Raw genomic sequence first — 18,026 nt, 5'->3', positions numbered from 1 at the left:
CCGGGGTTGCTCGCCGGGGCCTGGCCGAGGGCGTTTCGCAGCGACGGGACGTTCCGCGGCGACTTTGGTCGCGGTCCCCAGACTCAGTCTCATCCCTTGGTCGTACGTCGCTGGACCGCCGACCGATATCGCCCGGGTCACGCCCTTCCTAACTTGAGGGCATGACGACCACGAGCGAAGAGACGCCGGTGCGGCGCGGGGGCGTGCGGGCCGAGGAACGGGCGCTCGCACCCGACCTCGCACGCGGGATCATGCTGTTGCTCATCGTGCTGTCCAACACCGCCTTCCACCTCTGGGCGGCCCGGCGCGGCCCCTCGGGCTGGCAGCCCTCGGACGGTTCATGGCTCGACCACGCCGTGCAGTTCACCATGATCATCGTGCTGGACCTGCGGGTCTATCCGCTCTTCGCGTTCCTCTTCGGCTACGGGATGATGCAGCTCTTCCTCCGGCAGACCGCGGCAGGAAACTCCGAGCGGGGCGCCGCCGGGATCCTGCGCAGGCGCAGTCTGTGGCTGATCGTCATCGGGCTCCTGCACTCCACCCTGCTGATGGCGGGCGACATCGTCGGCTACTACGGAGTGCTGAGCCTCGTACTCGGTCTGGTCTTCCTGCGGCGGAGCGAACGCGCGCTGAAGCGGTGGATCTGCGTCGGTGCCGTGCTGCTCGTGTTCTTCGCGGCCCAGCCCGTCGTATCGGCCCTGCTCCGGGGCGAGTTGGGCACGCTCGGGGACGCGGGCGCGGAGCCCGGCTTCCTGGCGTACGCCGCACAGGAGGGGAACTGGCTCACGGCGGCCGGGACCCGGCTGGAGACCGGGCTGTTCGTCACGTTCCTGGCCTCCGCGCTGGCACTGGTCGGCGGCGGATACGTCGTCTTCCTGCTCGGCTTCTGGGCGGCCCGCCGCCGCGTCCTGGAGGAGCCCGGGAACCATCGGACCCTGTTGCGCCGCACAGCCGTCATCGGCGTCACGATCGGCTGGCTCGGCGCGCTGCCCGCCGCACTCGCCCACGTCGGCGCCCTGGACGTACCGGCCGACGCACAGAGCGAGGAGGGCGCGCTCACCCTGCTCCGGGACGTCACCGGCAACGCCGCCGGACTCGGTTACGTCGCGGCCGTCGCGCTCTTCGTGCGTTGGTGGAGCGGTCGCGGGGCACGCGTGGAGGCGGGCGCGAGTCAGGGCACGGCTGCGAGGGCCGGGGCGGGTACGGGTGTTGGGGTTGGGGTTGGGGTTGGGGTTGGGGTTGGCGCCACGGTCGTCACGGCGGTGTCGGCGGTCGGCAAGCGGTCCCTGTCCTGCTATCTCGCGCACTCGCTGCTCTTCGCGCCCGCACTGGCCGCCTGGGGGCTCGGCCTCGGCGAACACCTGTCCAGCTGGACCATGGCACTCTTCGCGTTCGGCGTCTGGCTGCTCACGGTGGCGGGGGCGTACGCCCTGGAGCGCGCGGGGCGCCGGGGCCCGGCCGAGGCGGTACTGCGGCGGCTGATGTACGGGGCGCGGGCCAAGGCGGGCTGAGTGATCGGCCCGCCCGGGGGCCCGCTCAGGCCACGCGCACGCCCCGCCGCCACACCTGGTCGACCAGCGGTACCCCCGGCCGGTACGCCAGGTGGACGTGGCTCGGGGCGTCGAGGAGCGCGAGGTCGGCGTACGCGCCCGGGGTGAGGCGGCCGACGTCCGTGCGACGCAGGGCTCGGGCTCCGCCCGCGGTGGCCGACCACAGCGCCTCGTCCGGGGTCATGCGCATGTCCCGTACGGCCAGGGCGATGCAGAAGGGCACGGAGGACGTGAAGGACGAGCCCGGGTTGCAGTCGGTGGAGAGGGCGACGGTGGCACCCGCGTCGAGGAGGCGGCGGGCGTCCGGCCACTCGGCACGGGTGGAGAACTCCGCGCCGGGGAGCAGGGTCGCCACCGTGTCGCCGCTCGCGAGGGCGTCCACATCGGCGTCGGTCAGGTGGGTGCAGTGGTCGGCGCTGGCGGCGTCCAGCTCCACGGCCAACTGCACTCCGGGGCCGTACGAGAGCTGGTTGGCGTGGACGCGCGGGTGCAGGCCCTTCGCCTTGCCGGCCGTGAGGATCGCGCGGGCCTGGTCGCCGTCGAAGGCGCCCTTCTCGCAGAAGACGTCGACCCAACGGGCGTACGGGGCACAGGCGTCGAGCATCTCGCCGGTGACGAGCGCGACGTACGCGGCGGGGTCGTCGGCGAAGTCCGGGGAGACGATGTGGGCGCCGAGGTAGGTGACCTCGTCGGTGTGCGCGGACGCGATGCGCAGGGCCCTGGCCTCGTCCTCGACCGTCAGCCCGTAGCCGGACTTCGTCTCGAACGTGGTCGTGCCCTGGCGCAGGGCCTCGGCGAGGTAGTGCGTGAGGTTGCGTTCCAGTTCCTCGTCGCTCGCCGCCCGGGTGGCGGCGACGGTCGTACGGATGCCGCCGGCGCTGTAGGCCCGGCCGGACATCCGGGCGTTGAACTCCTGGGTGCGGTCGCCCGCGAAGACGAGGTGCGAGTGGGAGTCGACGAAGCCCGGGATCACCGCGCGGCCACCGGCGTCGACCCGATTGTCAGTGGCGGGTGCTTCTCTTGAATCACCGGTCCACGCGATGCGGTCGCCGTCGATGACGACGGCCGCGTCCTGGATCAGACCGAGGGGAGACCCGTCACCGAGGGAGGGATCGTTGGTGACCAGACTGGCGATGTTGGTGATGACGGTCGTAGTGCCGTTCGTCGTGCCGTTCGCAGTACTCATGGCGTCCTTGTCGGGGCTCGGGCTCGGGCTGGGCGCGAGGATCAGGCGCGCAGGGCTTCGACGGCGTCGGCCAGGGCCTGCGGCACGTTCGGCACGAGGGCATGGGCCCCGTCGCGTACGACGTGCCGGCCGCCCACGACCGTATGGCGCACGTCCGCCGCGGTCGCCGCGAATACGGCCGTCTCGGCGCCGAGCCGTGGCACCGGCCCCGCTGTTCTGACCGAGTCGAGCGCGATCGTCGTGAAGTCGGCGAGCGCGCCGGGTTCGAGCGTGCCCGCGTCGTCCCAGCCCAGGGCCGCGTGACCGTCCGCGGAGGCTGCGCGAAGAAGCGCCGCCGCCGTCCAGTGGCCACGGGTGCGGGTGCGCAGGCGCTCGTTCAGCTCCATGGCGCGCGCCTCTTCGAGCAGGTCGATGACGGCGTGGCTGTCGGAGCCGAGGGAGAGCGGCGAGCCCGCCCGCTGGAGCGCGACGGCCGGTCCGATGCCGTCGGCGAGGTCGCGCTCAGTGGTCGGGCACATGCAGGTGCCGGTCGTGGAGCCGCCGAGCAGCGCGATGTCCGCGTCGGTGAGGTGGGTGTTGTGGACGCCCGTCGTGCGCGGGCCGAGCACCCCGTGGTCGGCGAGCAGGCGGGTCGGCGTGCAGCCGTGCGCCTCCAGGCAGGCGTCGTTCTCCGCCGTCTGCTCGGACAGGTGCACATGGAGTGGCGCCCGCCGCTCCTCGGCCCACCGCGCCACCGTCGCCAACTGCCCCGCGGGCACGGCCCGTACGGAGTGGATGGCGGCCCCGATCCGTGCGTGATCCCGGTCCTTGAGAACTGAACAGCGTGTCGCCCAGGCCTCCGCGGTGCCGTCGGAGAAGCGGAGCTGGTGCCGGTTCGGGGGCTGCCCGCTGCGCTTGTTGAGGAGGCCGGAGGCGAGGTAGGCGGTGTCGAGGAGGGTGATCCGGATGCCCGCCTCGGCAGCCGCCTCGATGAGGGCTTCGCCCATGGCGTTCGGGTCGGCGTACGGGGTGCCGCCCGGCGCGTGGTGGACGTAGTGGAACTCACCGACGGCCGTGACTCCGGCGAGGGCCATCTCGGCGTACACCGCGCGGGCGAGCGCGTGGTACGTCTCCGGGGTCAGCCGGTCCGCGAAGGAGTACATGATCTCGCGCCAGGTCCAGAAGGTGCCGGAGCCGACCTGGACGGTGCCGCGCAGGGCGCGGTGGAAGGCGTGGCTGTGGGCGTTGGCGAGCCCGGGAAGGGTCAAGCCTCGCAGGATCTCGGCGCCCGGGGGCGGGGCGTCGACGCCCGTGCGGACGGCGGCGATCCGCCCCTCCGAGTCCACGTCCAGGGCCACGCCCGGCTCGACGAAGGAGTCGAGCCAGGCGTGCTCCAGCCAGTAGGTCGTGCCTCGCGCGCTCACGTGCAGGCCAGCCCTTCCAGTACGTCGGCGAGTGCGGTCACCCCGGCCACGCAGTCGTCCTCGGCGGCGTACTCGGCCGGCGAGTGCGAGACGCCCGTGGGGTTGCGTACGAACAGCATGGCGGTGGGGATGGTTCCGGAGAGGATCCCGGCGTCGTGTCCCGCGCCCGTTCCGAGGACGGGGACCTTGAGGTCCGCTTCCTTCTCCCTGCCCAGGATGCGGGCGATCTCGTCCCGCAGGGCGTGCTCGAACTCGACGACGGGGGTGAACGACTCCCGTACGACGTCCAGTTGGACCCCGTGTTCGTCGGCGTACTCGCGGGCCGCCTTCTCGATGCCGCTCACGACCGTGTCGAGGGTCGCCTGGTCGGCGGCACGGGAGTCGAGCCAGCCGCGCACGAGGGACGGGATGGCGTTGACGCCGTTGGGCTCGACCGAGATCTTGCCGAAGGTCGCCACGGCACCCGCAAGCGCTGCCTCCCGCCGGGCGGCGAGGACGGTCTCGGCGTACGACAGCATCGGGTCGCGGCGGTCCACGAGCCGGGTGGTCCCCGCGTGGTTGGCCTCGCCCCGGAAGTCGAACCGCCACCGCCCGTGCGGCCAGATGGCGCTCGCGATGCCGACCCGGTCGCCGGAGAGGTCGAGGGCACGGCCCTGCTCGACGTGCAGTTCGACGAACGCGCCGATCCGGGCCAGGCGCTCGGGATCCGCCCCGATGGCGTCCGGGTCGAAGCCTGCGGCCTCCATCGCCTGCGGCAGGCTGACGCCGTCACCGTCCCGGAGCCGCCGCGCCTGCTCGACGGTGAGCTCCCCGGCCGCGAGCCGGGACCCCACACAGGCCAGCCCGAACCGGGCCCCCTCCTCGTCACCGAAGTTCACGATGGCGAGCGGCTTGGCGAACTCCGCGTTCCTGCTGCGCAGTTCATCCAGCGCGGCGAAGGACGACACGACACCGAGGGGGCCGTCGAAAGCACCGCCGTCCGGTACGGAGTCCAGGTGGGACCCGGTGACCACGGCGTCCCCAGCCGAGGGATCCCCGAGCCAGGCCCACTGGTTCCCGTTCCGGTCCAGTTCATAGGTCAGCCCCCGCCCCCGGGCCTGCGCCTCGAACCACTCCCGGCAGTCCCGATCGGCCCCGGTCCAGGCGAACCGCCGGTACCCACCGGAATCGGGGTGCCGCCCGATGGGCTGCAACTGCCGCCACATCTCAAGGAAGGAGGAACCCTTCAGCCCGTCCGGCGCTTGAGGACGAGGCCGTTCAGGCCGATCGGGGGTCCGGGGGCGGAGCCCCCGGCGGGGTCCAGGGGCAGAGCCCATGGTTTCGGGAAGGGGCGGGGTGGGGGAAGAAGAGTCCCGCTCCCCACCGAACGGCAGGCTCACGCGGACTCGCCTTCCCGCATGGGAATCCGTACGCCCCGCTCGTCCGCAACAGACTCCGCGATGTCGTACCCGGCATCCACATGCCGAATGACACCCATCCCGGGGTCGTTCGTCAGCACGCGCCGGATCTTCTCCCCCGCCAGTTTCGTCCCGTCGGCCACCGACACCTGACCCGCGTGGATGGACCGCCCCATCCCCACACCGCCGCCGTGGTGGATGGACACCCAGGACGCCCCGGACGCCACGTTCACCATGGCGTTCAGCAGCGGCCAGTCGGCGATCGCGTCGGAGCCGTCGAGCATGGCCTCGGTCTCCCGGTAGGGAGAGGCGACGGACCCGCAGTCGAGGTGGTCGCGGCCGATGGCCAGCGGGGCCGCCAGCTCGCCGCTCGCCACCATGTCGTTGAACCGCTCGCCTGCCTTGTCCCGCTCGCCGTAGCCGAGCCAGCAGATCCGGGCCGGCAGCCCCTGGAAGTGCACCCGCTCACCGGCCAGCTTGATCCACCGGTGCAGCGACTCGTTCTCCGGGAAGAGGTCGAGGATCGCCTTGTCCGTCTTGTGGATGTCGGAGGCCTCACCGGACAGGGCGGCCCAGCGGAAGGGGCCCTTGCCCTCGGAGAAGAGGGGGCGGATGTAGGCGGGGACGAAGCCGGGGAAGGCGAACGCCCGCTCGTACCCTGCGAGTTGGGCCTCACCGCGGATGGAGTTGCCGTAGTCGAAGACCTCGGCGCCGGCGTCCATGAAGCCGACCATGGCCTCCACGTGCCGGGCCATGGACTCACGGGCACGGGTCGTGAACCCGGCCGGGTCCTTCGCGGCGTACGAGGCCATGTCGTCGAAGTCGACGCCCACGGGGAGGTAGGCCAGCGGGTCGTGGGCCGAGGTCTGGTCGGTCACGATGTCGACGGGGGCGCCCTCGGCGAGCATGCGCGGCAGCAGTTCGGCGGCGTTGCCGAGGAGCCCGATGGAGAGCGGGCGGCGGGCGTCGCGGGCCTCGACGGCGAGCTGGAGGGCATGCTCCAGGGAGTCGGCCTTCACGTCGAGGTACCGGTGCTCGATGCGGCGTTCGATGGCGCGCGGGTCGACGTCGATACAGATCGCGACGCCGTCGTTCATGGTGACGGCGAGCGGCTGGGCGCCGCCCATGCCGCCGAGGCCGGCGGTGAGGGTGATCGTGCCCGCGAGCGTGCCGCCGAACTTCTTCGCGGCGACGGCGGAGAACGTCTCGTAGGTGCCCTGGAGGATGCCCTGGGTGCCGATGTAGATCCAGGATCCGGCCGTCATCTGCCCGTACATGGTGAGGCCGAGGGCCTCCAGGCGGCGGAACTCCTCCCAGTTCGCCCAGTCGCCGACCAGGTTGGAGTTGGCGATGAGGACGCGCGGGGCCCACTCGTGGGTCTGCATGACGCCGACGGGCCTGCCGGACTGGACAAGCATCGTCTCGTCCTGCTTGAGCGTCCGCAGTGTACGGACCATGGCGTCGTAGGAGCGCCAGTCGCGGGCGGCCTTGCCGGTGCCGCCGTAGACGACGAGCTTGTCGGGGTGCTCGGCGACCTCGGGGTCGAGGTTGTTCTGCAGCATCCGCAGGGCGGCTTCCTGCTGCCATCCCAGGGCGCTCAGTTCCGTTCCGCGCGGTGCTCGGACGGGGCGGGGTCCTGACATGGTCTGCCTCCTGGCGGCTGGTGAGTGCTCCGGGACGGGTGGTGCCGGTCATTCAGTCGATATTCACATCCTGATCGCCTGAATAGAACTAGTCAATACCTTCGTGGGCCAGCACGGGCGCGGCGTGGATGTTTGGCTGGATGTATGGCGGCATACACAGGCACAGGGGACGCGGACGCGACGGGCGAAGAACCGGACGACCCCACGAAGAAGCTGGACGCGGTTCCGTACGCTCCGGAAGGGAAGCCGGGAGGCACTGCGGTCGGTGAGCCCGGAAGTACTCCGGACAGTGAGCCGAGAGGCAGTTCGGACGGGGATCAGGGCCCTGCCGTGGGCGGGGGCTCGCGGCGGGACGAGGCCGTTCGCGCGGCCGTGGAGCAGGGCCTGGTCGGTCCCGCGACCCCCATCATCGGGCTCCTCGACGTCACCGGCATCCGGGCCTCCGCGGCGGCCCTGCGGGCGGCCTTCGACGCGGTGACGGCACCGGGCACGCCCGTGCTGCACGCGTTCGCCGTGAAGGCGACCCCGCTCGTGCCCGTGCTGCGGCTGCTGCACCGGGAGGGCATCGGCGCGGAGGTCGCGAGCCCGGGCGAGCTGGCCCTCGCCCGCGCGGCCGGGGTCCCGCCGGCCCGTACGGTCCTCGACTCGCCCGCCAAGACGCCGGCGGAGCTGCGGGAGGCACTCGCCCTGGGCATCGCGGTCAACGCGGACAACCCGCAGGAGCTGGACCGCCTCGACGCCCTCGTGCGTTCGGCCTCGACCCGCTCCCCCATCGGGATCCGGGTGAATCCGCAGGTCGGCGGGGGTTCGATCGGGGCGCTGTCGACGGCGACGGCGACCTCGAAGTTCGGGGTGGCGCTGCGGGACGAAGGGGCGCGCGAGTGGGTCGTGCGGGCGTATCTGGACCGGCCGTGGCTGACCCGGCTGCACGCGCACTCCGGTTCGCAGGGGATGCCGCTGGAGCTGATGGCACGCGCGGTCACCGAGACGTACGGGCTCGCGGAGGAGGTCAACGAGCGGGCCGGGCGGCGGCAGATCGACACGCTCGACATCGGCGGCGGACTGCCGGTGAACTTCGGTTCGGACACCCACACGCCCACGTACGAGGAGTACGCGCGGCTGCTCGCGGAGACGGTGCCAGGGCTGTTCGACGGGCGGTACGGGCTGGTCACCGAGTTCGGGCGGTCGCTGCTCGCCAAGCACGGGGTGGTGCTGGCGCGGGTCGAGTACGCGAAGTCGGCCGGCGGGCGCGCGATCGCGGTGACGCACGCGGGGGTGCAGGTGGCGGCCCGCACGGTGTACGCGCCGAAGTCCTGGCCGCTGCGGGTGGCCGCGTACGACCCGAAGGGGCGGCCCAAGGCGGGGCCCGACGTGGTGCAGGACGTGGCGGGTCCCGCGTGCTTCGCGGGCGACCTGCTGGCGGAGGGGCGGTCGATGCCGTTGCTCGAACAGGGCGACTACGCGGCCGCGTTGGACACCGGGGCGTACTACTTCGCGCACCACTACGCGTACAACTCCCTCGCGCGGCCCGGGATCCACGGCTTCGGGCCCGACGGGGCGGGCGGGGTGCGGTTCGCCGTGGTCCGGACGCCGCAGACGCTCGACGAGATCGTGGCGGAGTCGGGAGGGGCGCACGCGGGGTCGCTGACCGGCACGTTCTGAGGCGCCCGAGCCGGGGCGACCCTCTGATGAACCTCCGAGACGGCGCCCGACCGGCATCCACCGCGCGGCACAGGGAAGACGTCCCCGGACGGATCACCGATCGGGGGAGGTTCTCTTGTCCACCGCAGAAACCACCGCGGGCACACCGGCGCCCGCCGAGGAGCCGGGGCTCAAGCGGGTCCTCGGTCCCAAGCTGCTGATCCTCTTCGTGATCGGCGACATCCTCGGGACCGGCATCTACGCCACCACCGGCAAGGTCGCCGGGAAGGTCGGCGGGGCGCTGTGGCTGCCGTTCGCCATCGGCTTCGTCGTGGCGATCCTGACGGCCGCGTCGTACGTCGAGCTGGTCGGCAAGTATCCGAAGGCGGCCGGAGCGGCGCTCTACACACAGAAGGCGTTCAAGGTCCCCTTCCTGACCTTCATCGTCGCGTTCATGGTGATGTGCTCGGGCCTGTCGTCGGCGAGCGCGGCGGCCCGGGCGTTCAGCGGCGACTACCTGTCGGAGCTGACGGGCGACGCGCTGCCGCCGACGCTGATAGCGATCTGCTTCATCCTGCTGCTGGCAGCCCTGAACCTGCGGGGCGTGTCGGAGTCGGTGAAGACGAACGTGGTGCTGACGCTGGTCGAGCTGACGGGCCTGGTGATCATCCTCGCGATCGGCGCGTGGGCCGTGCTGAACGGCGACGGGGAGCCGTCCCGGCTGGGCGAGTTCGAGGCCGGCGGCACCGGATACGCCCTGATGACAGGGGTGTTGGGCGCGACGGCGCTGGGCTTCTTCGCGTTCGTCGGGTTCGAGGACTCGGTGAACATGGCCGAGGAGACGAAGGATCCCGCCCGCACCTTCCCACGGGCGATCTTCATCGGTGTGGCGGTCACGGGCACGATCTACGTACTCGTGGCGCTGGTCTCGTCGCTCCTGGTCGACCACAAGGTGCTGGAGGGTTCGAGCGGCCCGCTGCTGGAGGTCGTGAAGGCGGGCGGTGTCGACTTCCCGCACAAACTCTTCGCGCTCATCGCCCTGTTCGCCGTCACCAACTCCGCGCTGATCAACATCATGATGGCCTCGCGCCTGTGTTACGGCATGGCCAACGAACGCATCCTGCCGCGCGGCATGGCCCGTGTCCTGCCCACGCGTCGCACACCCGTGGTCGGCATCGCCTTCGTGACGGTGCTCGCGATCGGGCTGGTCTCCACGGGCGAGATCGAGGGCCTGGGCGACACGACGTCGTTCCTGCTCCTGTGCGTGTTCGCGGTGGTCAACATCGCGGTGCTCGTACTGCGCCGCGACCCCGTCGATCACCACCATTTCCGTACGCCGACCGTGCTTCCGGTGCTCGGCGCCCTCACCGCCCTGATCCTCGCCGGCCCGCTGGCCGACCGGCCCGCGGACGTTTACATCCGCGCCGGAGTGCTGCTGGCCGTCGGGGTGGGCCTGTGGGCACTGAACAAGGTGGTGTTGCGTGTAAGGAACGAGGACTGAGAGGCAAAATCCACACACTCTAGCCAGCGGCTGGCATGTTCCACAGGAAAATGCCAGAACCATCACTCCTCGCGCATACGTTGCGTAGTTTCGGCGTCACTCAGCCGAACCACAACGGGCGGGAGGGAAGCACCGTGCCCGGAATCGACGAGTGCCTGCTGGAGGCCATGAGACTGCCCGGAGCCCGGGGAGCCTCGGTGGTCGACTGGACCAGCGGACTGGCTCTTGGCACGGTCGGGGACTCACCCAACGGAGACCACGAGGCCACCGCGGCCGAGGCGGCGGAACTCGCCCGTCTGGCCGCGGAGCACAAGGCCTTCGCCCCCGAGGAAGGAGCCGACTGGTCCGGCGGGCAGCCGCCGGTCGAAGATCTCATCATCTGCAACAAGGACAGCTACCACGTCCTGCGCTTCGTCCGTACGACATTCGACAGCAGTGTGTTCCTGCATCTGTGGCTGGGTCGTTCGGACGGCAATCTCGCGCTGGCCCGCATACGTCTGGGCGAGATGGCGGAACGGCTGGTGGTGGGGTGACCACGATGGAGGCACGCCCGCTGCCCGGCCGCGACAGAGCCGACGACGACATGGCCGACGGCGACACGGCGGATCCCGTCGGGACGGACCACGTCGCGGCGGACCGTACCTCCCCGGACCGCGGCCCACAGAACCGCGCGGAACCGCGGTCCGGCGTCCCGTCCACGCTCAGCCCGATGCTCAGCCGTCTCGCCGAGGAGCGCGCCACCGGCGTCCTGACGCGGGAACGCGGTGTGCTGTATCTGGTCGAGGGCCAGGTGGTGCACGCCGAGAGCCCCGCGACACCCGGGCTCGACGTGCTGCTCACCACCCGCGGCGCGCTGGGCTCGGACGGCTGGTGGGAGGCGGTCTCGGAGGCGGGGGCCGAGCGGCGGGTCGGACGGTTCCTGGTGGACAGCGGGCGACTGACGGCGGGCGCCCTTGAGCTGTGCCACCTGGGAGCGCTGTACGACGCGGCGTTCTTCACACTCGGCCCGAGCAGCGGTCCGGCGCGCTTCCGTTACGGGGTCGCGCACTGGATCGGTCCCGTACGGCCGGTCTCCGTGGACGCGGTGGAGCGGGAGACGCTGCGGCGTCGCGAGCTGCTGCACCGCATCTGGCCGGAGCCGGGCACGGACACCGGGCCGCTCGTACGGACCGGCCGTGCCGTCGACTCGGTCCTTCCCCCGCGTCAGCGCACGGTCCTCGACCAGGTGGACGGTGAGCGCACGGCGTCGGACATCTCGCTGGTGCTCGGCCGTCCGGGGTTCCACACCCTGGTCGACCTCCGACGGCTCGCGGCCGCCGGAATCGTGACGACGCGATCGCCGACGATCGTGTCGGGGCCGGCCCCGTCCGGATCCATCGCGTCCGGCCCGGACCGGTCCGGGCCGGCCGAATCCGGGCCCGTCCCGTCCGGACCGGACGGATCCCGGGCGCCGGAAACGCCCGTAACCCCCCTGTCCCCCGTCTCCACGGTGGTCGCGCAGGCCGCGGAGGCGGCGCAGGCGTCGGCCGATCCCGACGTCGCTCTGCTGCGCCGGCTCAGAGACGCCTTGGAGGCCTTGTGATCCGCGCGCTCCGACAGCGTGCCGAGAGGAGACAACTGATGGCGGCCGAGGCCGAAGTCCTCGACGAACTGCACCGGTTGCGGGCCCGAGTGCCCCAGCTGACGGGTGCCCTCGCGGCCAGCGTCGACGGCCTCGTGCTGGCCCAGGACACCCCGGGCGTGGAGCCCGAGGGGCTCGCCGCGCTCACCGCCGCCGCGCTGGGAGTCGCCCTGCGTATGGCGGACGCGACCGGACGGGGCGATTTCCGCGAACTGCTGCTGCACGGCGAGCACGGTTATCTGGCGACCTACGCGGCGGGACCCTCCGCCGTGCTGACGCTGCTGGCCGGCGACCGGGCGAACGTCGGCCGGCTGCACCTCGAAGGGCGCCGCTCCGGTGCCCGGATCGGGGAGCTCGTCGAGGCGGCGGTCGAGAGCCGGCCGACACCGGCCGCGCGGGCCCCCTCGAAGCCCACCGCGCCCCGCACCCGAACCGCGCGCATCGCGCGCACCACCACCGAGCCGACCGGCAAGAGCCGTTGAGCACGGATCCACCGGACCGAACCCACCGGTCCGAACTCACCGAACCGAAAGGACGGGCACGACCATGACCAACACCGAAACCGCTCTGAAAGAGGCCCTTGCCTCCATCGAGGGCGCGACCGGAGCCGCTCTCGTCGACTACACCAGCGGCATGGCGCTCGGCACGATCGGCGGCAGCAAGGGCTTCGACCTCACGGTCGCGGCGGCCGGCAACACCGACGTCGTACGCGCCAAGATCCGCACCATGGAGCACCTGGGCCTCAAGGGCGAGATCGAGGACATCCTGATCACGCTGTCCGACCAGTACCACCTGCTGCGGCTGATCAAGGGCCGCGGCGGCAACGGGCTCTTCCTGTACCTGGTCCTCGACGCCAAGCGCTCCAACCTCGCGATGGCAAGGCACCAGTTGAAGAAGATCGAGGCGGACCTGGAGGTCTGACTCCGCCCCGGGGCCCGAACACCTGCCGGGCCCCGGCACCCGCCCGGCCCGAACCCCTGGAAGCACGCCGCCTAGACGAGCACGTCACCCCGACGCCGCGCCCCACCGGGCGCGGCGTCGCCCGCGGCGATCCCCGTGGCGCGATAGCCCTTGACCTGCTTGCCCGCCGGAACTCCGGCGCCGCGCCCGAGCCAGTCGACGCGGACCCAGACGAGCGACTCGGCCGCCCGTTCGAGCCGGCCGATCCGGGCCGCCTTGAGGCGAAGGCCCGTCCCGGCTCCGGCGAGCAGCAGCCCGCCGGCCGCGGGTACGGCGAACGCCGAGCCCAGTGCTCCCGCGAGGGCGAGCAGCAGCCACCACCGGTGCCCGCGCCGCCAGTTCCGTACCGTCACGGCCCGGTCCTGGAGCACGTCGTGCTTCCCGGCCCGGGCTGCCCCGCCCACCAGGGCCACGTACCGCCTGTGCCGTACCAGGGCCACCACGGCCGCGGTGATCAGGAAGAGCGCGGCTCCCGCCATCACCCCGATCCGCCGCCCGGTGATCCCGGGCACCAGCGCACCCACACCCGCCGAGATCACCCCGAGCCACCACAACGGCGCCGCCCCGGCCCGTACGACGACGGCCACCCTCGCCAGTCCCTGCCCTCCGCGCGTCACGATCCGCTCCTCACCGACTCGACGACGCCTCATTTGGGCACGCAGGCTAGCGAGCAAAAGTGAGACACGTCTGAGAGCGGACCAAAAAAGGCGCCGCTGTACCGCTACTCGACGAACAGGCCCCGTGCGGCGGCCCGCGTGTCGAACTCCTCCAGGCGTGCCTGCGCCTGGGGCAGCCCGTCGCACATCGCCTCCAGCAGTACCCGCCCGAGCAGCATCGGCGCGCACGCCGTGTCGAAGGCGAGCCCGGTCCCGACGGCGGCGGGAAGCAGCAGGTCGGACACCTTGGCGACCGGCGCGAACGCCGAGTCCGCCACGGTGACGACGGTCAGCCCGGCCTCTTTCGCGTAGGCCAGCGTGTCCACGACCTCCCGCGGGTGCCGGGGCAGGGCGAAGCAGAGCAGGGTCGTGGCCCCGGCCCGTACGGCGGAGTCGATCCGGTCGTGGACCATGGTGCCGCCCTCGTGCAGCAGCCGTACGTCCGGATGGACCTTGGCGGCGAAGTACGCGAAGCCGTACGCCTGGGACGCGGCCGCCCGCAGTCCGAGCACCGGCAGCGGCCGTGAGGCGGCGAGCAGCCGCCCGGCGCGCTCCACGGGACGCGGGTCCGCGAGCACGGAGGCGAGATGGCGCAGGTTCTCGATCTCGGCCTCGACGGCCTGCTGGTACTCGTTGTACGAGCCGGTGTCCGCCGCGGGTTCGGCGGGCGTGACCTCGCGCAGGTGCTTGCGGAGCGCCGGATAGCCGTCGAAGCCGAGGGCCACGGCGAACCGGGTGACGGACGGCTGGCTGACCCCGGCCAGCTCCGCGAGCTCCACGCTCGACAGGAACGGCACGTCGGCGGCCCGCCGCACCATGCTGTGCGCGATGCGCCGCTGTGTGGGGGTGAGCCGGTGGCCCTCGAAGAGCGTCTGCAGACGCCCGGCCGGACCGTCCGTCACGCCCGCGCTCCCGTCGCCCGCGCCCGCCTCGACGGCCAGGCCCGGTTCCATGCTCGTGTCCATGTCACTGTCCATGCCCATATTCACGCTCATGTTCCCGTCCACGCTCATGCCGTGCTCCCCCTCCAGATGTCCGTGAACCGGTCGAGCAGCGCGGCCGCCGCCGTCACGTCGTCCGTCAGCGGCCGGTCGGTCGGGTCCGCGTCGAGCACCGACTCGGCGAGTTCCAGCGCCCGCGCCACCGGCAGCTCCGGATCGGGCCGCAGCTCGCGCTGGCGCAACGCCCGTACCGCGGCGACGAGTTCACAGCCCACCACGAGCCGGTACGCGTCGCACGCGCGCAGTGTCTGACGGGCGGCGAGCGAGGCGAAGCTGGCCTGCTCCTCGACGCCCCGGGAGAGTACAGCGTGGCCGAGCGAGGCGGGCGCGGAGAAGGCCCGCAGATCACCGAGGGCGGCCCCGGCGGCGTACTCCAGGATCATCACGCCGGAGGAGGCGGCCTCGTGGTCGGCGAGGAAGGGCCGCAGCCGGGTGTAGCCGGGTTCGTTGAGGGTCGACAGGCGGGAGGTCGACAGCCGGGCCACCTGGGTGAGGGAGAGCCTGAAGTGGTCGAGCGCGAGGGCGAGTTGGGCCTGGTAGAAGCCGCCGTGGTGGTAGGCGGCCATGTCCTCGGCACAGATCAGCGGGTTCTCGGCGGCCGCGTTGATCTCGACGGCGAGGACCTCCTCCAGTGCGTCGGCCGCGTCGTGCGCGGGCCCATGGATCTGCGGCAGGCACCGGAATCCGTACGGGTCCTGGATCCGGCCGAGCGGCGGCGTCGGGTGGTCGGCCGCGCCGATCAACTGCCGCATGCGGCGGGCCACTTCACTCGAACCGCGGTGCGGACGCGCGGCGTGCACGGGTGCCGCGTACGCCTCGTACGAGCCGTCCACCGCGACCAGCGACAGCGCGGCGACGACCTGCGTGGCCCCGATGAGCCCGCGCAGTTCGTGCAGCGCGAGGGCCGCCTGGCCGAGGGTGAGGGCGTTGCTGCTGATCAGCGCGAGGGCGTCGTTGTTGTCGAGCGGCTGGGGCTCGGGCGCACCCACGGACTCCGGCGAACCGGCGACCGCGCCCGTGGCCGAGCCCGCGATGGCGCCGCCGAGCACGCCTCCGCCGACGCTCCCCGAGGCACCGGCGCCCACGACCGCGCGCACACCGGTCGACGCGTCCGCGCCCCGCCAGGGGTGCTCCCCGGCCAGCGCCAACCCCAGCTGCGCCAGCGCCGCGATGTCCCCGGTCCCCACCGAGCCGAACTCGTTCACGACGGGGTACGCCCCGGCCTCCAGCGCCTCGCACAGCGCCGTGACGACGGTGGGCCGCAGGCCCGCGCCGCCCGCCAGGAGCTGGTTCGCGCGGACCGCGAGCATCGCCCTGACCTGCCGGGCGGGCAGTTCCTCGCCGATGGCGCCGGCGTGGCTGCGCAGCAGGCGCAGTCCGTGCTCGGCCGCCGCCTCGGTCGGCACGTCCTCGTTCCGGTTGGCGCCGACCCCGGTGGAGCGGCCGTACACCCGCCCGGTCGCGGCGATCCGCCGGGCGGCGTCCCAGGATTCCTCGACGCGTTTCATCGCCTCGGTACCCGCGACCGGCCGTGCGGTCCCGTCGGCGAGCCGTACGACGTCGTCGACGCCGGTGCTGCAACCGTCCAGCACCACGAGGCCGGTGGTCACCGCAACCGGTGCGTCCACATCCCGAGACGACATAGAGCGCGAACTCCCCTCAATCCGGACGTTGGATCTTGCCTGACGGCCATAAGTAACCGGCGATTAACACCGAACCGTTGACAACCTATTCAGATACAGAGAACTCTGCATGACGATATGCAGCCGGGCAAGGGACACCTCATGATCCAGTTCGACGCGGTCCACAAGCGCTTCCCGAACGGCACCACAGCGGTCCACGACCTCTCCCTGGAGATGCCAGAAGGCGGCGTGACCGTCCTCGTGGGATCTTCCGGTTGCGGCAAGACGACCACCCTGCGAATGATCAACCGAATGGTCGACCCGACCTCCGGGACCATCCGGGTCGGCGGCCGTGACGTGCTGGACCAGGACGCCGCCGACCTGCGCCGTTCCATCGGTTACGTAATCCAGCAGTCGGGGCTCTTCCCGCACCGCACGGTCCTCGACAACATCGCGACCGTGCCGCTGCTCCTCGGCTGGGGACGCCGCAAGGCCCGGGCCCGGGCCGCGGAACTCCTGGAGACCGTCGGCCTGACCGCCGAGTCCGGGAAGCGCTACCCGCACCAGCTCTCCGGCGGCCAGCAGCAGCGCGTCGGCGTGGCCCGCGCGCTCGCCGCCGACCCGCCGGTGCTCCTGATGGACGAGCCCTTCGGCGCGGTCGACCCGGTCGTGCGCACCCAGCTCCAGGACGAACTGCTGCGGCTCCAGAAGGAGTTGAGCAAGACGATCGTCTTCGTCACGCACGACATCGACGAGGCGGTACGGCTCGGCGACCAGATCGCGATCTTCCGCACCGGCGGCCACCTCGTCCAGTGCTCGACCCCCTCCGAACTGCTGGCCCGCCCGGCGGACGACTTCGTCGCGGACTTCCTGGGTGCCGAGCGCGGCCTGAAGCTCCTGTCCCTGACGCCGCTCAAGGGCATACCCCAGGCACCGGCCCCCGAGGGCGGCGCCTGGGAACTGGTCCTCGACGGCGCCCGCAGGCCCCTGCACTGGCGCTCCAAGAACACCGGGGACACCGAACTCCCCGTACGCCCGCTGCGCGACACCGACTCCCTGCTCGCCGCCCTGAACGAGTCCATCGCCTCCCCGTCCGCTCTGGTGGCCCGCGTCGACGCCGACGGCGCCCTCACCGGTGTGACCTCGCGCGACGAGATCCACCAGCACGCCGGCCAGGCGCACGCGGAAGCCCGGGTGGCCTGATGACCATCGACTGGTCGTGGATAGGCGACCACACCGACGACCTCACCACCCTGACGTTCTCGCACCTCCAGGCGGCCCTGTCGGCGGTCTTCTTCGGCCTGCTGATATCCCTCCCGCTGGCCGTGGTCGCCCACCGGATACGCCCCCTGCGCGGCGTGCTCCTGGGCCTCTCGAACATCCTCTTCACGATCCCGTCGATCGCGGTCTTCGTGCTGCTCCTCCCGGTCTCCGGCCTGACCCGCACCACCACGGTCGTCGGCCTGACGATCTACACCCTCGTCGTCCTCCTGCGGAACACGGTCGAGGGCCTCGACTCGGTCCCCGCGAAGACGAAGGAGGCCGCGAAGGCGATGGGCACGCGCCCCCTGCGCGCCCTCCTCACGGTCGAGCTCCCCCTCGCACTCCCCGTGATCATGGCGGGCGTCCGTATCGCCACGGTCATGTCGATCTCGCTGGTCTCCGTGGCCACGTACATCGGCGACGGCGGCCTCGGCCAGCTCTTCACGGACGGTTTCCAGCGCAACTTCCCGACCCCGGTCATCGTCGGCGTCGTCCTGACGCTCCTGCTGGCCCTGGTCGCGGACGCGATGCTGGTGGCCGTCCAGTACGTACTCACCCCGTGGACGAGGCGGCGAGCCTGAC

The 18,026-nt window shown here is 72.0% G+C and carries 16 protein-coding genes; 9 read left to right on the top strand and 7 right to left on the bottom strand.

Features of this window, described 5'->3' with window-relative positions; all coding sequences use genetic code 11:
- Positions 1-161: 161 nt before the first annotated feature.
- Entirely contained in the window at positions 162-1,511 is a 1,350-nt protein-coding gene (locus ACH4YP_RS05440) for a DUF418 domain-containing protein (RefSeq protein WP_398489512.1), read from the top strand.
- 25 nt (positions 1,512-1,536) lie between these two features.
- On the opposite strand, the gene hutI is transcribed toward ACH4YP_RS05440, so the two are convergent.
- The 4 genes from hutI to hutU all read right to left on the bottom strand — a co-directional run bounded on the left by hutI (position 1,537) and on the right by hutU (position 7,179).
- Positions 1,537-2,736, bottom strand: a complete 1,200-nt coding sequence (gene hutI, locus ACH4YP_RS05435; RefSeq protein WP_398489511.1) for an imidazolonepropionase — start codon at positions 2,734-2,736, stop codon at positions 1,537-1,539.
- A gap of 41 nt (positions 2,737-2,777) precedes the next feature.
- The gene (locus ACH4YP_RS05430) at positions 2,778-4,139 is read right to left on the bottom strand and encodes a formimidoylglutamate deiminase (RefSeq protein ID WP_361053907.1); all 1,362 of its coding nucleotides are present in this window, start codon (positions 4,137-4,139) and stop codon (positions 2,778-2,780) included.
- Complete coding sequence (locus tag ACH4YP_RS05425) at positions 4,136-5,344, bottom strand: allantoate amidohydrolase (RefSeq protein WP_398489510.1); 1,209 nt, start codon at positions 5,342-5,344, stop codon at positions 4,136-4,138. Before ACH4YP_RS05425 ends, ACH4YP_RS05430 begins: the two co-directional genes overlap by 4 nt.
- Positions 5,345-5,514: 170 nt before the next feature.
- Positions 5,515-7,179: a urocanate hydratase gene (hutU, locus tag ACH4YP_RS05420; protein WP_361061026.1), complete on the bottom strand. Its 1,665-nt coding sequence runs from the start codon at positions 7,177-7,179 to the stop codon at positions 5,515-5,517.
- Between the two features lie 144 nt (positions 7,180-7,323).
- Here hutU and ACH4YP_RS05415 point away from each other — a divergent pair, with 144 nt between their 5' ends.
- The 6 genes from ACH4YP_RS05415 (at position 7,324) to ACH4YP_RS05390 (ending at position 12,863) form a co-directional block, all read left to right on the top strand.
- Positions 7,324-8,841 carry a diaminopimelate decarboxylase gene (locus ACH4YP_RS05415; protein ID WP_398489509.1) on the top strand — a complete coding sequence of 506 codons (1,518 nt, stop codon included), beginning with the start codon at positions 7,324-7,326 and terminating at the stop codon, positions 8,839-8,841.
- A 115-nt stretch (positions 8,842-8,956) separates the two neighbouring features.
- Positions 8,957-10,321: an APC family permease gene (locus ACH4YP_RS05410; RefSeq protein ID WP_361061022.1), complete on the top strand. Its 1,365-nt coding sequence runs from the start codon at positions 8,957-8,959 to the stop codon at positions 10,319-10,321.
- Positions 10,322-10,455: 134 nt separating this feature from the next.
- Positions 10,456-10,854, top strand: a complete 399-nt coding sequence (locus ACH4YP_RS05405) for a hypothetical protein (protein WP_055617535.1) — start codon at positions 10,456-10,458, stop codon at positions 10,852-10,854.
- A 176-nt stretch (positions 10,855-11,030) separates the two neighbouring features.
- Positions 11,031-11,903 carry a transcriptional regulator gene (locus tag ACH4YP_RS05400; RefSeq protein WP_398490003.1) on the top strand — a complete coding sequence of 291 codons (873 nt, stop codon included), beginning with the start codon at positions 11,031-11,033 and terminating at the stop codon, positions 11,901-11,903.
- A 38-nt stretch (positions 11,904-11,941) separates the two neighbouring features.
- On the top strand, positions 11,942-12,424 hold the full coding sequence (locus ACH4YP_RS05395; protein WP_361061020.1) for a roadblock/LC7 domain-containing protein: 483 nt from the start codon (positions 11,942-11,944) through the stop codon (positions 12,422-12,424).
- Between the two features lie 64 nt (positions 12,425-12,488).
- Complete coding sequence (locus ACH4YP_RS05390; protein ID WP_361061018.1) at positions 12,489-12,863, top strand: hypothetical protein; 375 nt, start codon at positions 12,489-12,491, stop codon at positions 12,861-12,863.
- Between the two features lie 71 nt (positions 12,864-12,934).
- On the opposite strand, the gene ACH4YP_RS05385 is transcribed toward ACH4YP_RS05390, so the two are convergent.
- From ACH4YP_RS05385 to ACH4YP_RS05375, 3 genes are all read right to left on the bottom strand, one after another.
- Positions 12,935-13,519, bottom strand: a complete 585-nt coding sequence (locus ACH4YP_RS05385) for a hypothetical protein (protein ID WP_398489508.1) — start codon at positions 13,517-13,519, stop codon at positions 12,935-12,937.
- 104 nt (positions 13,520-13,623) lie between these two features.
- On the bottom strand, positions 13,624-14,511 hold the full coding sequence (locus ACH4YP_RS05380) for a MurR/RpiR family transcriptional regulator (RefSeq protein WP_398490001.1): 888 nt from the start codon (positions 14,509-14,511) through the stop codon (positions 13,624-13,626).
- Between the two features lie 56 nt (positions 14,512-14,567).
- A complete protein-coding gene (locus tag ACH4YP_RS05375) occupies positions 14,568-16,202 on the bottom strand; it encodes an aromatic amino acid ammonia-lyase (protein ID WP_361061014.1) in 1,635 nt (544 codons plus the stop codon).
- Between the two features lie 141 nt (positions 16,203-16,343).
- On the opposite strand from ACH4YP_RS05375, the gene ACH4YP_RS05370 reads away from it, so the two are divergent.
- Both ACH4YP_RS05370 and ACH4YP_RS05365 read left to right on the top strand, forming a co-directional pair.
- Positions 16,344-17,384 carry an ABC transporter ATP-binding protein gene (locus ACH4YP_RS05370; RefSeq protein ID WP_398489507.1) on the top strand — a complete coding sequence of 347 codons (1,041 nt, stop codon included), beginning with the start codon at positions 16,344-16,346 and terminating at the stop codon, positions 17,382-17,384.
- Complete coding sequence (locus ACH4YP_RS05365; RefSeq protein ID WP_361061010.1) at positions 17,384-18,025, top strand: ABC transporter permease; 642 nt, start codon at positions 17,384-17,386, stop codon at positions 18,023-18,025. The genes ACH4YP_RS05370 and ACH4YP_RS05365 overlap by 1 nt, the downstream gene beginning before the upstream one ends.
- Position 18,026 lies beyond the last annotated feature (1 nt).

Source organism: Streptomyces sp. NPDC020747 (assembly GCF_044334695.1).
In the GTDB taxonomy this organism is placed as follows: Bacteria; Actinomycetota; Actinomycetes; order Streptomycetales; family Streptomycetaceae; genus Streptomyces.
This window is presented reverse-complemented; position numbering and strand designations above follow the sequence as displayed.

What these genes read in the sequence shown, in the direction of transcription:
- ACH4YP_RS05365 (WP_361061010.1), top strand. Translation starts at nt 17,384, where the DNA reads ATGACCATCGACTGGTCGTGGATAGGCGACCACACCGACGACCTCACC.
- hutU (WP_361061026.1), bottom strand. Translation starts at nt 7,179, where the DNA reads ATGTCAGGACCCCGCCCCGTCCGAGCACCGCGCGGAACGGAACTGAGC.
- ACH4YP_RS05375 (WP_361061014.1), bottom strand. Translation starts at nt 16,202, where the DNA reads ATGTCGTCTCGGGATGTGGACGCACCGGTTGCGGTGACCACCGGCCTC.
- ACH4YP_RS05415 (WP_398489509.1), top strand. Translation starts at nt 7,324, where the DNA reads ATGGCGGCATACACAGGCACAGGGGACGCGGACGCGACGGGCGAAGAA.
- ACH4YP_RS05370 (WP_398489507.1), top strand. Translation starts at nt 16,344, where the DNA reads ATGATCCAGTTCGACGCGGTCCACAAGCGCTTCCCGAACGGCACCACA.
- ACH4YP_RS05390 (WP_361061018.1), top strand. Translation starts at nt 12,489, where the DNA reads ATGACCAACACCGAAACCGCTCTGAAAGAGGCCCTTGCCTCCATCGAG.
- ACH4YP_RS05425 (WP_398489510.1), bottom strand. Translation starts at nt 5,344, where the DNA reads ATGTGGCGGCAGTTGCAGCCCATCGGGCGGCACCCCGATTCCGGTGGG.
- ACH4YP_RS05440 (WP_398489512.1), top strand. Translation starts at nt 162, where the DNA reads ATGACGACCACGAGCGAAGAGACGCCGGTGCGGCGCGGGGGCGTGCGG.
- ACH4YP_RS05400 (WP_398490003.1), top strand. Translation starts at nt 11,031, where the DNA reads ATGCTCAGCCGTCTCGCCGAGGAGCGCGCCACCGGCGTCCTGACGCGG.
- ACH4YP_RS05395 (WP_361061020.1), top strand. Translation starts at nt 11,942, where the DNA reads ATGGCGGCCGAGGCCGAAGTCCTCGACGAACTGCACCGGTTGCGGGCC.
- hutI (WP_398489511.1), bottom strand. Translation starts at nt 2,736, where the DNA reads ATGAGTACTGCGAACGGCACGACGAACGGCACTACGACCGTCATCACC.
- ACH4YP_RS05380 (WP_398490001.1), bottom strand. Translation starts at nt 14,511, where the DNA reads ATGGAACCGGGCCTGGCCGTCGAGGCGGGCGCGGGCGACGGGAGCGCG.